This is a genomic window from uncultured Bradyrhizobium sp. (genome assembly GCF_936928535.1).
Taxonomy (GTDB): Bacteria; Pseudomonadota; Alphaproteobacteria; order Rhizobiales; family Xanthobacteraceae; genus Bradyrhizobium.
In genome coordinates this window covers 54,067-69,125 of sequence record NZ_CAKZHY010000171.1, presented here as the reverse complement: position 1 = coordinate 69,125, position 15,059 = coordinate 54,067, and the positions used below count along the sequence as shown (strand labels likewise).

The 15,059-nt window shown below is 63.8% G+C and carries 11 protein-coding genes; 7 read left to right on the top strand and 4 right to left on the bottom strand.

Annotated elements, in window-relative coordinates; translation table 11 throughout:
* Positions 1 to 2 precede the first annotated feature (2 nt).
* Together Q0687_RS33970 and Q0687_RS33965 are read left to right on the top strand one after the other, a co-directional pair.
* Positions 3 to 740, top strand: a complete 738-nt coding sequence (locus Q0687_RS33970; RefSeq protein WP_298886764.1) for an ABC transporter ATP-binding protein — start codon at positions 3 to 5, stop codon at positions 738 to 740.
* Positions 737 to 2,608, top strand: a complete 1,872-nt coding sequence (locus tag Q0687_RS33965; RefSeq protein ID WP_298886761.1) for a sugar phosphate isomerase/epimerase and 4-hydroxyphenylpyruvate domain-containing protein — start codon at positions 737 to 739, stop codon at positions 2,606 to 2,608. The genes Q0687_RS33970 and Q0687_RS33965 overlap by 4 nt, the downstream gene beginning before the upstream one ends.
* Before the next feature lie 177 nt (positions 2,609 to 2,785).
* Here the strand turns inward: Q0687_RS33965 and Q0687_RS33960 are convergent, their stop codons facing one another.
* Positions 2,786 to 3,958 carry an ABC transporter substrate-binding protein gene (locus Q0687_RS33960; protein WP_298886758.1) on the bottom strand — a complete coding sequence of 391 codons (1,173 nt, stop codon included), beginning with the start codon at positions 3,956 to 3,958 and terminating at the stop codon, positions 2,786 to 2,788.
* 323 nt (positions 3,959 to 4,281) lie between these two features.
* On the opposite strand from Q0687_RS33960, the gene Q0687_RS33955 reads away from it, so the two are divergent.
* Together Q0687_RS33955 and Q0687_RS33950 are read left to right on the top strand one after the other, a co-directional pair.
* The gene (locus Q0687_RS33955) at positions 4,282 to 5,547 is read left to right on the top strand and encodes an NAD(P)/FAD-dependent oxidoreductase (RefSeq protein WP_298886756.1); all 1,266 of its coding nucleotides are present in this window, start codon (positions 4,282 to 4,284) and stop codon (positions 5,545 to 5,547) included.
* Between the two features lie 114 nt (positions 5,548 to 5,661).
* A complete protein-coding gene (locus tag Q0687_RS33950) occupies positions 5,662 to 6,459 on the top strand; it encodes a slipin family protein (RefSeq protein WP_298886752.1) in 798 nt (265 codons plus the stop codon).
* An 83-nt stretch (positions 6,460 to 6,542) separates the two neighbouring features.
* Here the strand turns inward: Q0687_RS33950 and Q0687_RS33945 are convergent, their stop codons facing one another.
* The gene (locus Q0687_RS33945) at positions 6,543 to 7,751 is read right to left on the bottom strand and encodes a cytochrome P450 (protein ID WP_298886749.1); all 1,209 of its coding nucleotides are present in this window, start codon (positions 7,749 to 7,751) and stop codon (positions 6,543 to 6,545) included.
* 83 nt (positions 7,752 to 7,834) lie between these two features.
* Here Q0687_RS33945 and Q0687_RS33940 point away from each other — a divergent pair, with 83 nt between their 5' ends.
* Entirely contained in the window at positions 7,835 to 8,338 is a 504-nt protein-coding gene (locus tag Q0687_RS33940; RefSeq protein ID WP_298886746.1) for a MarR family transcriptional regulator, read from the top strand.
* Between the two features lie 271 nt (positions 8,339 to 8,609).
* Here Q0687_RS33940 and Q0687_RS33935 read toward each other — a convergent pair whose 3' ends face one another.
* Together Q0687_RS33935 and Q0687_RS33930 are read right to left on the bottom strand one after the other, a co-directional pair.
* Positions 8,610 to 10,292 (bottom strand): tannase/feruloyl esterase family alpha/beta hydrolase, encoded by a 1,683-nt coding sequence (locus Q0687_RS33935; protein WP_298886743.1) that lies wholly within the window; start codon positions 10,290 to 10,292, stop codon positions 8,610 to 8,612.
* A gap of 167 nt (positions 10,293 to 10,459) precedes the next feature.
* Positions 10,460 to 12,313, bottom strand: a complete 1,854-nt coding sequence (locus tag Q0687_RS33930) for a feruloyl-CoA synthase (protein ID WP_298886740.1) — start codon at positions 12,311 to 12,313, stop codon at positions 10,460 to 10,462.
* 143 nt (positions 12,314 to 12,456) lie between these two features.
* Here Q0687_RS33930 and Q0687_RS33925 point away from each other — a divergent pair, with 143 nt between their 5' ends.
* Positions 12,457 to 12,951, top strand: a complete 495-nt coding sequence (locus Q0687_RS33925; protein WP_298886737.1) for a MarR family winged helix-turn-helix transcriptional regulator — start codon at positions 12,457 to 12,459, stop codon at positions 12,949 to 12,951.
* A 193-nt stretch (positions 12,952 to 13,144) separates the two neighbouring features.
* Positions 13,145 to 14,950, top strand: coding sequence for an allophanate hydrolase (gene atzF / locus Q0687_RS33920; protein ID WP_298886734.1), 1,806 nt, complete (start codon positions 13,145 to 13,147; stop codon positions 14,948 to 14,950).
* Positions 14,951 to 15,059 lie beyond the last annotated feature (109 nt).

The following is a 15,059-nucleotide window of genomic DNA, read 5'->3' as shown; positions in this document are numbered from 1 at the left end:
CCATGAGCGATCCGATCCTCTCGGTTCACAATCTCGTCGGCGGCTACGGCAAGATGACGATCCTGAACGGCACCAATTTTTCCGTTCCGCCGGCGACCATCACGACGATCATCGGCCCCAACGGCGCCGGCAAATCCACCGTGTTCAAGGCGATCTTCGGCCTGCTCAAACTGCGCGAGGGCAAGATCAATTTTGCCGGTCGCGACGTCACCAATCTGAGCCAGCGCGCGCTGCTCAATGCCGGCATTTGCTACGTGCCGCAGGGCCGCAACATCTTTCCCGAGCTGTCGGTGCGCCACAATATCGAGCTCGGCGGCGTCGCCGCCGGAAAGGGCATCGACCTGCCGACACGGATCGAGGCTGCGCTCGACCTGTTTCCGGCGCTGCGGCGTAAATCAACCCAGCAGGCCTCGACCTTATCAGGCGGCGAGCAGAAGCAGCTCGAGATCGCCCGCTCGCTGCTGCTCGAACCCAAGCTCGTGCTGATCGACGAGCCCTCGATCGGACTGTCGCCGCTGATGGTGCAGCAGACCTTCGACATCCTGAAGAGCTTGCGCGACCGCGGCGTCACCATCCTGATGATCGAGCAGAACGCGCGCTCGGCGCTGGAGATTTCCGACATCGGCATCGTGCTCGAGCTCGGCCAGACCCGCATGGTCGACAAGGCGGAGCGCATCCTGAACGATCCGCGCATCGGACAATTGTTCCTTGGGGGCGTGATGGAGAATAACGCAGCATGAACAAGCGCTCGATCGCAACCGTTTCCCTCTCAGGCGCGCTGGACGAAAAGCTGCGCGCCATCGCATCGGCCGGCTTCGAGGCGGTAGAGATCTTCGAGAACGACCTGCTGTCGTTCGGCTCAGGCCCGCGCGACATCGCAAAACTCTGCAAGGACCTCAATCTCGAGATTTGCGCGTTCCAGCCGTTCCGCGATTTCGAGGGCATGCCGGAGCCGCAGCGCGCGCGCAATTTTGCCCGCGCCGAGCGCAAGTTCGACCTGATGCAGGAGCTCGGCACCGATCTGCTGCTGATCTGCTCCAATGTTTCGCCCGCCTCACTCGGCGGCATCGACCGCGCCGCCGACGATTTTCGCGAGCTCGGCGACCGCGCTGCCAAGCGAGGCCTGCGCGTCGGCTATGAGGCGCTGGCCTGGGGACGGCACGTCAACGACTATCGCGACGCCTGGGAGATCGTGCGGCGTGCCAATCATCAAGCGATCGGTGTGATTCTCGACAGCTTTCACGCGCTGGCGCCGGGCTTTCCTGTTCGCGCCATGGCCTCGATCCCCGGCGACAAGATCTTCCTGGTGCAGCTCGCCGACGCGCCAAAGCTCGAGCTCGACATCCTGTCGTGGAGCCGGCACTTCCGCTCCTTCCCCGGCCAGGGCGATCTGCCGGTCGGCGAATTCATGCAGGCGATCGCAGCGACCGGTTACTCCGGGCCATGGTCGCTGGAGATTTTCAACGACCAGTTCCGCGCCGGCTCGGCGGCGCAGACCGCGGTCGACGGGCTGCGCTCACTGATCCTGTTGCAGGATCAACTCGCTCCGGACTGGCCGAAGCTGGTCGGCGAGCCCCTGGCGCCAAAGCCTAGGAGCAGCGGCACGGGCTTCATCGAATTCGCCGTCAACGAGACCAAGGCCGGCGAGCTCGCGCATCTGTTTTCACAGCTCGGCTTCCGCAAGACCGGTAAGCATCGCAGCAAGGCGGTGGAACGCTGGTCGCAAGGCGAGGTCGAGCTCGTGATCAACTCCGAGACCGACGGCTTTGCGCATTCGCACTACGTCACACACGGTCCCGGCGTCTGCGCCATCGCGCTCGACGTCGACAATGCCGGCCTTGCCATGCAGCGGGCCGAGACTCTGAAGGCGCGCACCTTCTACCAGCCGGTCGGACCGGGCGAGTTGGAGATTCCCGCGATCCACGGCGTCGGCGGCAGCCTGCTTTATTTCCTCGACCAGGCCGGCAAGAACTGGGACACGGATTTCGAGCCTGTTACGAGCGATGCGAGCGCGGATGCGCTGCGCGCGGTCGACCACATCGCGCAGTCGATGCCCTATGACGAGATGCTGTCCTGGCTGCTGTTCTACACCGGCATCCTCGACCTCAAGCGGCTGCCGCAGATGGAGATCGCCGACCCCCGCGGCCTCGTGCAGAGCCAGGCCCTGATCAATGGCGACCAGAGCCTGCGCTTCGTCGTCAACGGCTCCTCCGCCAACCGCACGTTGCCCGCCCGCTTCATCTCGGAATTTTTTGGCTCAGGCGTGCAGCACGTCGCCTTCGCCTGCGAGGACATCTTTGCCACCGTCGCCGCGATGCGCGCCCGCGGCGCCGGCTTCCTCGATATCCCCGACAATTACTACGACGACATCGAAGCCAAATACGACCTTGCGCCCGATGTCATGGCAAAACTCCGCGCTAACCACATCCTCTACGACCGCGAGGGCGATGGCGAATTCTTCCAGGTCTATACCCACATCTTTGATGAGCGCTTCTTCTTCGAGATCGTCGAGCGGCGCAGCTATCAGGGATTTGGCGCCGCCAATGCCGGCATCAGGCTCGCCGCGCAGGCCCGAGAGGTGCGGCCCGCGAGCGTGCCGAGGGCGTAGGGCTCTAGCCTAACCGTCGTTGCGAGCGCAGCGAAGCAATCCAGAGTCTTTCCACGGAGATGTTCTGGATTGCTTCGCTGCGCTCGCAATGACGGAGGAGACAGCTGAGAGCCCCTCTCCCCGCATCTGCCTTCGCTAAAGCTTTGGCCGGACAGGCGCGGGGAGAGGGAGAAGCCCTCACTTCATCGGGCACTTGTCGTGGAAGCGGTCCTGATCAGCCGTGACAATGGTGGCGACGGTCTTCAGCGAAAGCTCGCCGCCGGCGCCTTTCACCACGTCCTGCAGATAGAAGTTCTGGATCGGGATGTGGTTGTTGCCGTATTTGAACGCGCCGCGCAGTGACTTGAAGTTGGCCTTCTCCATCTCGGCCTTCATCGCGTCCTTCTTGGTCGTGTCGCCGCCGACGGCGACCACCGCGCTGTTGATCAGCTGCGCCGCATCATAGGCCTGCGCGCCGTAATAGCTGGGCCGGGCGTTCGGATATTTTGCGCGGTAGTCGGCCACGAACTTCTTGTTCTGCTCATTCGGGAGATCGTTCACCCACTCCTGCGCGCCGGGCACCCCGAACGCATTCTCCTTCTGCAACGGCAACGTCGTCTCGTCGACGGTGAAAGCGGTGTAGAGCGGCATCGTGGTCTTCATGCCGGCCTGGACATATTGATTGAGGAACTGCGCGCCGGCCGCTCCGGGATAGAACACGAAAATCGATTCGGCGCCGGAGGCGCGAGCCTTCGCCAGCTCGGCCGAGAAGTCGAGCTGGCTCGGCCACACCGTGTATTCCTCGCCCTTGACCTCGCCCTTGAACGTGCTCTTCAGGCCTGCGAGCATATCCTTGCCGGCAGCGTAGTTCGGGCCGATCAGGAACACGCTCTTGACGCCGTTCGCGTTCATGTAGAGGCCCATGGCGGCCGGCGTCTGGTCGTTCTGCCAGGAGGTCGAGAACACGTAAGGGCTGCACAGCTCGCCGGCGAGCTGCGACGGACCGGCATTGGCCGAGATCAGGAAGGTCTGCGAGTCCACCGCGGTCTTGAGCGAGGCGAGCAGCACGTTCGACCAGATGTAGCCGGCCAGGAAATCGACCTTGTCGGACTGCACCAGTTTTTCGGTCTTCTGCTTGCCGACATCAGGCTTCTGGCCATCGTCCTCGTAGATCACCTCGACCGGCTTGCCGCCCATCTTGCGGCCCATATGGTCCAGCGCAAGCTCGAACGAGTTGCGCATGTCGTTGCCGATCACGGCAGTCGGGCCGCTGAAGGTCGAGACGAAACCGATCTTGATGGTGTCGCCGGCGAATGCCGGATTTGCCAGCACCAGCGCCGCTGCGCCCGCCAGCCAGAATGCCGTCCTCATAACCACTCCCCTCCCTATTATTGGCCCGGACACGGGGTGATCGCCGCCTTCGGGTCTGCTTCTATTGAACGCAAAAACTGTCGCGCCGCCAATGGGTCGGCGCCGGCCCTGCACCATATTTCGCCTCAAATGGCGAAGGCAAGAACTATAATTCTACTTACTTTGTCCGAGGCCGGCCTAAGGCCGGTCCGGGGCCCGCGGCGCTTTCTCGCGGGGAATATCGATACGCCACGCCTATTCCATCATTGATGACGGCTATTGGACCACGGCGCCCAATCCGCACTTAAATAGGGGCGTGAAGCAGCGAGATTCGAGGGTGCATCATGGCCGCAAATCCCCATCGCGTCGTCATCGTGGGCGCCGGCTTCGGCGGGCTGGAGACGACCTACCGGCTTGCCGGGGCGCCGGTGAAGATCACGCTGATCGATCGGCGCAACCATCATCTGTTTCAACCGCTGCTTTACCAGGTCGCGACCGCATCGCTCGCGACCAGCGAGATCGCCTGGCCGATCCGTCATCTGATGCGCGACCGGCGCGAGGTGACGACACTGTTCGCGACGGTGAGCGGCGTCGATGCCGACAGGCGATGTGTGCTGATCGACGACGGCAGTGAGGTGCCTTACGACACGCTGGTGCTCGCCACCGGCGCGCGTCACGCTTATTTCGGCCATGACGAATGGGAGCAATGGGCACCCGGCCTGAAAACGCTGGAGGATGCGACCACCTTGCGCCGTCACATCCTGGTGGCGTTCGAACGTGCCGAGCGGGAGACGGATCCGGCAAAGCGCGCAGCGCGATTGACCTTCGTGATCGTCGGCGCCGGCCCGACCGGCGTCGAGCTCGCCGGCACCATCGCCGAGATGGCGCATCACACGCTGCCGGCAGATTTCCGCAACATCGACACCCACAAGGCGCGCGTCGTGCTGATCGAGGCCGGCCCGCGCGTGCTCGCGGGCTTTCCCGACGAGCTCTCGGCTTATGCGCAGGCCTCGCTGGAAAAGATCGGCGTCGAGGTCGTGCTCGGGCAGGCCGTGACCGAGATCAACCGCGAGGGTGTGGTGTTCGGCGGCAAGCTGCTCGAGGCCAGGACACGAATCTGGGCCGCCGGCGTGCGCGCCTCCCCCGCCGCCGAATGGCTGGGCGCACCAAGCGATCGCGCCGGGCGCGTGCAAGTCGCGGACGATCTCACCATTCCGGGCCATCCCGAAATCTTCGCGATCGGCGACACCGTCAACATCAACGCCTGGCACGGCAAGCCCGTGCCAGGCATCGCACCGGCGGCGAAGCAGCAGGGCAAGCATGTCGCAGCGACGATCAAGGCACGGCTGCAAGGCGCGCCGACCGGCCCGTTCCGCTACAAGCACGCCGGCAGCCTCGCACAGATCGGCAAGCGGCTCGCGGTGATCGATTTCGGCAAGGTCAAGCTGCGCGGCACCATCGCATGGTGGATCTGGGGCATCGCCCACATCTATTTCCTGATCGGCCTCCGCCATCGCCTCAGCGTCGCGCTGAGCTGGCTGTGGATTTATGCCCGAGACCAACGGGCGGCGCGGCTGATCACGCAGGGCAGCAGCAAGGTGGTCGGCTAAACGTCAAGGCCTCCGACCAAAAATATATTGCCTGAGATCATCGACTGCCCAGCTTGAACCTGATGATGACCGCTATTTAATCCGCGGCTTATTGAATCCATGCTGGAGGCGGCCATGTCCGTCATCGATTTTCTTGCGTCTATTTCGTTTCTGCTGATCGCCGGCTTCGTGGCGCTCATCCTTCTTCTGATGAGCCTCCGCGTCGCCAATCAGTACGAACGCAGCGTCGTGTTTCGATTGGGCAGGTTCAACCGCACCGCCGGCCCCGGCCTCTATCTGCTCTGGCCCCTGATCGAATGGCAGGACAAGCTCGACCTCCGCACCATCACCGCCAATGTCGAACAGCAGGAAGGCATCACGCGCGACAACGTGCCGATCAAGGTCGACGCCGTGGTCTGGTATCGCATCGTCGATCCTGAACGCGCCGTGATCGAAGTGAAGGCCGTTTCCAACGCCGTCGTACAGGTCTCCCTCACGACACTGCGCACCGTGCTCGGGCAGCACACGCTGGATGAGATCCTCAAGGCACAGGACACCATCGCCAATGTCATGCAAAAAGCCATCGACGCCACCACCGAGCCTTGGGGAGTGAAGGTCGAGCTGGTGCAGATGAAGAGCGTGGAGATTCCGCCGAGCATGCAGCGCGCATTGGCGCAGGAGGCCGAAGCCTTGCGCGAGAAGCGCGCCCGCCTGATCAAGGCGGAGGCCGAGCTCGATGCCGCCGAGCAGCTGCGCCAGGCCGCCGAAGTGATCATGCAGAATCCTGCCGGCCTCGAGCTTCGCCGCATGCAGATGATCACCGAAGTCGGCGCCGAGCAGAACACCATGACGCTGGTGATGATGCCGAGCGAGTTCGTCTCGATGGCACGAGGGATTTCCGATGCAGCCAAAGTGATGGCTGCGAAGGCGTGATTGGAGCAACGCTCGCGGCAAGCGCGGGCGCGTCCACTTCAGGTTCTTTGGCCCTCCCTCCGTTGTCCTCCTCGCCGATAGCGTCAGGCCGGCGTGATCGTCACCGGCAGGCTGTCGAGCCCACGCAGCGTGTTGTTGAAGCGGCGCTTCGGCTCGCCGGTGATGTCGATGCTGGCGACACGGCGGGCCAGCGCCGTCAGCATCGTCTCGCCTTCGAGGCGCGCCACGAGCTGCCCGACGCACATGTGGATGCCTGAGCCGTAGCCCACATGACCGGAGGTCCGGCGGGTGACGTCGTAGCTGTCAGGCTTGTCCCAGCGCCTGGGATCGCGATTGGCCGCGGCCAGGAACATCAGCACTTTCTCCCCTTCACCGATGGTCGCGCCTGACAGCTCCACCTCGCGCGTCGTGGTACGGAAGAAGGTCTGCACCGGGCTTTCGAACCGCACGGCCTCCTCGAACGCGTTGCGCGCGAGCGTGAGGTCGCCGCGCAGGCGCTGCCATTGATCCGGGAAGCGCGCGAGGCAATAGACAGCAGCGCCGATGCCGTTGACCGTGGTGTCGAGACCGGCTGACAGCAGCGAGCGCACCAGCAGCGGCGCTTCCGTCGCCGTGATCGCACCCTCGTCGACATGGGCGTGAATGCAGGCGCCGATGCCGCCGGGCACCAGATTGTCGCGCTGGCATTGCTCGGTGACATAGGCCTGATGCGGCGCCGAGCGGGCGATCGCATTCTGGCGGAGCTGGTTCGGCGGACCGAAGGCGTTGAACACCAGGCTCGCATAGGGGATGAGATGCTCGCGTCCCTCGGGCTTGAGACCCAGTGCATCCGGAAAGATCGAGAGCGGATAGGCTTCGGCGAGGTCGGCAATCGCGTCAAAACTGCGCATCTCTAGCAGCGTATTTACGCGTTGCTCGGCTGCAGCCGCGAAGCGGTCGCGCAGCCCCTTCATCACAGTTGGCGACAGGACCTTTGACAGTACGGCGCGGGTGCGGGTGTGCTCGGGCGGATCGGCCTCGAGGATCAGGCTCGGCGGCCGCCATGGCGCCTCCTTCTTGAAGTCGGACAGGCCGACGCCGCGACTGGAGCAGAAGGTGGCGGGATCGTTCAGCACGGCATGGACCTCGGCATAGCGCGCCACGCCGTAGAGCTTCCACTTGTCGAGATAGACGACCGGACCCGTCTCGCGCAGCAGCTCATGCGTCGGATAGGGGTCAGCGAAGAAGTTCATATCGAAGGGATCGACGTCGAGATGCGGGACGCCTGATGTGGCAGAGCCTGCTGTGCTCATGCGAGTCCTCCCTCATTTTGATCTTGTGAAAGGGTGGCGCTTGCCCTTAGCTCATTGAGCACGCCGCGAGACAGATGCCCACCATGCCGCCTTCGACCAAATCCCGCCAAAAGCCTGCAGCCGCAGAGGCCGGGCCGACGCTCGATCTCGATCGTTACGTCCCGGCCTTCATCACCTTCATCGCCAACAAGCTCTCCAACAGCGCGACGACGCTCTACCAGCGCAAATTCGGCATCAACGTCACGGAATGGCGGATCATGTCGCTGCTGGCGATCGAGCCCGGCATTCCCGCCTCGCGCATCTGCCACGTCATCGGCTTCGACAAGGGACCAGTGAGCCGGACGCTCGCCGGCCTCGAGAAACGCGGGCATGTCCTGATCCGCACCGACCCCAATGACGGCCGAACCCATTCGATCTCGCTGACAGCGAAGGGCCGCGCTACCCATGACAAGGTCATCGTCGCCGCCTTCGAACGCGAGCGGCGGCTGCTGTCCTGCCTGAGCAGGGACGAGCGCGAGGTGCTGATCGATCTGCTCCGCCGGCTGCACGAAAATCTCGGCGCTGTGACCAGCGGCACCGAGGCCTGACGGCACTGGCACCGGACGAAATCCGGTATCAGATATGCGCCGGCGTTCGCCCGCGGCATCCTCCCTGCCGAGCATCGGCTCCCTCCGATCAGACGCGGCAATTCCCCACCGTCATCCTGCTACGGAACGTAGTCGCAAATTAGTTGCTTAGGCAACAAAATAATCGCGGGGGATATTGTGGCAGAAGGGTTGGCGTATTTGGGCGCGGCTATCCTCTCATTGCGAGCACAGCGACGCTACGGCCGGGGCACGAGGTTGCCGACGCGACGAACTACGGCATCTTGCAGACGAAATTCGCGGCATCCTCGCTGTCGCCCTGCCCGGAATACGCGGCGTAGCTCGGATACGGGCACAGCGGCCGTGTGCGTCCTGGACTCCAGGACGCGGGGACTTCCTTGTTGGCAGGATTTGCGGACGCAATGATGTGCTCGGGCGCCTTGCCTTTCTCCACCCAGTCGATCAGCGCGGTCAGTGCATCGAACTTGTCGAGGGTAACGCCGCCACCACAATGTGTTTCGCCGGGAATCGTGAACAGGCGCGTGACGGTGTCGGCGTGCCCCTGCAGGTTCTTGTTCAGCCGGTCGTACCAGCGGACGGTATCGTTCACTGAGAACACCGGATCGGCCTGGCCGTGATAGATCAGCATCTTGCCGCCCGACTTCCGGAGCGATGCGAGCTGTGGATCATCGATGTCGGGCGGCGTCATGAAGTCCATGGCCGACTCCGTGAAGGTCGCGTCCTTGGCGAAAATCTTCGGCGCGTCCTTGTCGAAGTCAAAGGTCTTCAGGGCCTCAACCAGCTTCTCGTTGCTACCTTCGACCACGACTGGCGGTGTCGAGAAGATGTAATTCAGCGAGGCTGCGCCCATGGTGGCGATGATCGGATAGTTGTTCCAGGGTGCGACGGGGCTCTCAACCTTCCAAGTGCGCCAATTGCCCGTGCCGATGCCACCATCGAGGGGCCAGTCGGAATAGAGCACTTCGCCTTTCGAATTCTTCGGTCCGGCGAGGCTCATCTTCAGGGCATCGACCTTGGCTTCGGACAAACAAGCGCTGTTCTGCCCCGGCGTGCAGACCAGGCTCTTGAGATCGAACGCCTTCTGACAGGCGGCGAGATTGGCCGTCAGCCCATCCTTGGCTCCATCAAGCGCATCGCAGGCCGCTGTAATGCGCGAGGAAACGAGTTGAGCGTCCTCCTTGGTGATGGACTTGCGCAGATCGGAATCAACTTTCAGGAAGGCCTGTACGTCCCAGGCGTGCTGGATCGCAGCGCGCGGGAGGTCGAAGCCAGGATTGCCGACGAGGAAGCCGTCGTAATTTTCCGGCATGCGCGACGCCGCGACCATGGCGTGACGCCCGCCGTTCGAGCAGCCCGCCATATAGGAGCGGTCCGGCTTGCGTCCATAATGAAGAGCAATGATTTGCTTTGCGACCGGCGACAGCGTCATGTCGGCGGCATAGCCATAGTCGCGCCGCGCCCGGGGATCGAGGCCGAACGCCGCGCCCGCAGTCAGGCCCAGCGACTTGTTGGCGGGGTCCGAGCCGGAGTGGCCGCTGTCCGACGATAGCACGGCAAAGCCGCGCGCCAGCGGCACAGTGCCACCGGAAGCCAAGCCGTCGGGCAGGCTGCCAAGGGCGGGTACGACCACACCGTCATTGCCACCATTGACCTGATGCAGGAAACGGCCGTTCCACTCCGCCGGCAATCGCAGTTCGAACCCGATGGCATAGGGCTTACCGTCGACTCCGGTGCGCCGGTCGGCAAGCCCCGTCAAAATACAATGCTTAGGGAGACCGTTAGCCGCGTCCTGCGTTTTGGACCCGGTTATCTCGACGTTGGAGATGGCGAGCGAAGCGGTAGTGACCGGGGAGCAGGCTTCGCCGTCGGCGCGAACCAATGCGGTCGATCCCAGAAACGCGGCCAGCGCAGCCGTCGACATCAAGCCAGTCCTCATGGCGGACCTCCCTATTTAGTTATATGCTATAATCATTACCTCCATTTCTTATTTTGGCAAGTGCCGGGGCGCGTGTCCCGGACGCGCCGTGGCATGTCGAGCAACGTGAGGCATCGTCCGCTGGGCTCCACGCTAAGCCGGAGCGCGCGACCACGCCGACTTTCGGCTCACCCGGCGCAGGCGATCCACTCTGCCGACAGGTCGACGTTCAGCTTCGCGACCGCGTCCGCGCGCCGCGCCAACACCGCGCGCTGATTGATGTAGCCCTTGTCGGTGATTTCGCCGCCATCGACCGACGGCGGTTCGGCGAGCAGCAGCGCGCGTGTGGCATGGCCGGAGGAATTCGCGCCCTGTCGCTTCAGCCTTGCCAAGCCCTGCGCAATGGCAGTCCTGACCTTCTCGTGCGCCAGCACATCGGCCACATCAGCCGCCTCTGGCAAACCGGCTTGAGCGCGACAGGCAATGATGTTCGGGAACACCAGGAATCGCACCTCGTCGCCGCCATGGCCGGTGACGACAATGTCCTGCGCCAGCGGCGCCAAGGCCGCGATGCCGGCGACACGCAACGTACCAACGCTGACCCAGGTGCCCGAGTTGAGCTTGAAATCCTCGGCAACACGGCCGTCAAAGAACAAGCCGCGTTCGGGCCGTCCGGCGTCGGCGAGCTTCACGGCGTCGCCGATGAGATAGAAGCCCTCTTCGTCAAACGCCTGCTTCGTCAGTTCAGGCGCCTTCCAGTAGCCAGGCGTGACGTTAGGACCACGCACCCGCACCTCCAGCTTGTCGCCGGAGGTCACGAGCTTCAACTCGGTGCCGGGAATCGGAACACCGATATTGCCGGAACGCTCCGCGAGGAAATGACAATCGGTCGCCAGCGGCGAGGTTTCCGTCGAGCCCCAGGCCGAGACCATCGGTAGCGCACGACCAACCGTCTCGACGGAGAGCTGTTCGAGCGCATCCCAGAGATTCTGCGGCAACGCGGCACCGGCATAGAAGGCAAACTTCACCTCGCCGAAGAAACGCCGACGCAGCTCTTCGTCGCCGCGCAGCGCTGCGATGAGCATGTCGAAGCCGCGCGGCACGTTGAAGTAGACGGTCGGCACCACGCTTTTCAGATTGGCAAGCGACATTGAAAAGAGGCCGGGCGCGGGCTTGCCACCGTCGATATAGAGTGAGCCGCCATTGCGCAGCACGAGATTGAAATTGTGGTTGGCGCCGAACGTATGGCTCCAGGGCAGCCAGTCGAGGATGACGAGATCGGCGCCCTGATCGAGAAAGGTCCAGGTCTGCGCTTTGGCCTGCTGGCTCGAGGTCAGCATCCGCTGCGTGTTGATGACGGCCTTCGGCGTCCCTGTCGATCCCGAGGTGAACAGGAATTTCGCGATTGTATCGGGCGTCACCGCGGCAAAGGCCTTTGCAACGTCGGGCGTCTCGGGCGTTGCAGCGATGGCGCGGAAGGCAAGCGCATCGGCGTCGCCATTGACGCCACTGATGATCTGCGCATTGTGCAGAAGCTTGATCGCTGCGAGCGCCGCGGCAAACGGCTTGGTGTTGGACACATAGATCGCACCGGGCTGAAGCAGCGCGATCATGCTTTTCAGCTTGTCGAAATCCCTGGACATCAGCGAATAGGCCGGCGAGATCGCGGCTGAGGGCACGCCGACATGCTGGGCGGCGAGCGCGAGCAGCGCGTGATCGATGCCGTTGTCGGAGAGGATGATGACGGGGCGCTCGGCGCTGAGCCCTTGCGCCAGGATCCAGGACGCGGCCGCGCGTACGCGCCGCAGAGCCGCCGCATAAGTCATGGTGGCCCACGGCGTATCGGCGCTGTCGCGCTCGGCGAGGAATATCCTGTCTGGCGCCTGCAGTGCCCATTGCTCCAGCCAGTCGCCGGTGCAGCGGGCGCTGTCGCGCAAAGGCTCAAGCGAGCGCAGCACGACGCTGCCGTCGGCGCGATGTTCAGCGACGGTCCTGGGGGTGGCGAACAGGCTCGAAGCGTCGCCGCGAATGGCTGACGTCATGGTCTCCTCCTCCCCCGTGTCAGGGATCGGCCTCGTTTCGAGGCCGCGTGCATCATAATGTTGGGCAAGCCAATTGTTGTCGTCAACAACAATCTTCCTCCCGAAGCCTTCGGGCGCTATGGTCGCACAGCAGGAGATGCCAATTGACCACCACCGCAGCCCCGACTTCCCTCCGCAGACGCGCCGGCAACGGCACGACGCGACGAAACGAGGCGGATGAGATCGGCCTTGATGCGCTGGTCGGCCACGCTGGCTACGCGGTGCGACGCTTCCAGATCTGGATCTTTCAGGACTTCATCAAGACGCTCGGCGAGGTCGATATCCGGCCGACGCAATATTCGGTGCTGACCGTGATCGGCGCCAATCCGGGGCTCTCGCAGATGGCGGTGGCAAAACGCCTCGGCATCGAGCGCGCCCGGCTGGTGCATCTGCTCGATAGCCTTGAAGGGCGGAAGCTGGTCAAGCGGATCAAATCGAAATCGGACCGGCGTTCGCACGCGCTGCACCTCACCGCCCAGGGCGAGACGGCGCTGGCAAAATTCAAGCGCCTTGCCGCGGAGCATGAGCGGCATGTCGAGGAGAAGATCGGCAAGGCGAACCGGGAGCGGCTGCTTCAGATTCTCGCTGGCTTTACCTGACACGACTGCTTACGAATTGAGCAGATGCCCGTTAATGGGCGCGGGGGCAGCGCCCCCATCGATCCGCAAAATATCCCACAACCCACTGATCTCGCGATAATATCCGAAACGTCGGGCTTGCCCGGTTTCTGTACACAATGGCACATCGCTTGCTTCATTCCGGGTGAAGACATGTTGCCGGAGTTTTGACGCCATGGGGGCTGAGCAGCCTGAAACAATCGCCGCGATCGTGGCCGCACATCGCGCGGGCACGCTCAAGCCGGCGCAGACGGTGGCCCGGACCTATCGGCGCATCCGCGAGCACAACGATCCCGCCGTCTTCATCAGCCTGCGCGACGAGAAGGACGCGGTCGCCGAGGCCGAGAAGCTCGCCGCGAAGGACCCCGCCAGTCTCCCGCTCTACGGCGTGCCGGTTGCGGTGAAGGACAATATCGACGCGCTGGGTTTTCCGACCACGGCGGCCTGTCCCGCTTTCTCCTACACGCCGACGCACGACTCCACCGCGGTGGAGCGGCTGCGCGCCGCCGGCGCGATCATCATCGGCAAGACCAATCTCGACCAGTTTGCAACCGGCCTCGTCGGCGTGCGCTCGCCCTATGGCATCCCGAGGAACACGATCCGTGAGGATCTGATCCCCGGCGGCTCGAGCTCGGGCTCGGCAACGGCCATCGGCGCCGGTCTCGTTCCGCTGTCGCTCGGCACCGACACGGCCGGCAGCGGCCGCGTGCCGGCGATGCTCAACAACATCGTCGGTCTGAAGCCGAGCCTCGGCATGATCTCGACCGCGGGCCTGGTGCCGGCCTGCCGCACGCTCGACTGCATCTCGGTGTTTGCGTTGACGGTCGACGATGCCGCGCTCGCGCTCTCGGTGATGGCCGGCCCCGACCAGGCTGATCCGTTCTCGCGCGACCGGCCGCTCGAGCCGATCTCCCCTTTCCCGACGAAGCTCCGCCTCGGCGTCCCCCGCAACGGACAGCTGATCTTCTTTGGCGACAAGAAATCGGAAGCCGCTTACGCCGATGCGCTGAAACGCTGGACCGCACTTGGGGCAACGCTGATCGAGTTCGATCTCGAACCATTCTACGAGACGGCACGGCTGCTTTATGAGGGGCCCTGGGTCGCCGAACGCTATCTCGTGATCAAGAATCTACTGGCGTCCGCGCCGGACTCGATTCATCCGGTGACGCGCGAGATCACCGCGGCCGGTGCACGGCTGACGGCGGCCGAAACATTCTCCGCACTCTACCGCCTCCAAGGCTTGCGCAAGATCGCCGAGCGGACCTTTGCAAACATCGATGCCCTGGTGCTGCCGACGGCGCCGACGGCCTATACGACCGCGCAGGTGCTGGCCAATCCGATCGAGCTCAACAGCCGGCTCGGCACCTATACCAATTTCGTCAACCTGCTCGATCTCTGCGGCCTCGCTGTGCCGGCATCGATGCGCGCGGACGGCATTCCGTTCGGCATCACGCTGCTGGCGCCAGCGGGGCGCGATGGGATGCTCGCGAGCATCGGCCGCGCCTTCCATGCGGATACCGGGTTGACCGTTGGCGCCAAGGGCGTGGCGCAGGCACCGCTCGCGCCTCTGCCCGCAAACAGCGGCGATGAGATTCCGATTGCCGTGGTCGGCGCACATCTCTCCGGCATGGCGCTGAACGGGGAATTGAAGGCGCTGAATGCGAAGCTGATCGAGGCGACCAGGACCACGCCGGACTACAAGCTCTTCGCGCTTCCGACTACCCCGCCGAAGCCCGGAATGTTGCGCGTCGCAGCCGGCAAGGGCGCATCAATCGAACTGGAGATCTGGTCGTTGTCGCCGTCCGCGTTCGGCAAGTTCGTGAACGCGATCCCGGCGCCGATGGCGATCGGCACGATTCGGCTGGCGGACGGTCGTAGCGTGAAAGGATTTCTGGTCGAGCCGGAAGTGCTCGGCGAGGCGCGCGATATCACCGCTTATGGCGGCTGGCGCAAGTTTATGGCGGAAGCCGCCACGACCTGATTTCAACAACAGTCTCGTAGGGTGGGCAAAGGCGCGCCCTTCGCGCGCCGTGCCCACCATGTGGTGAGGGTGGGCACGCTTCGCTTTGCCCACTCTACGGCATCGAGTC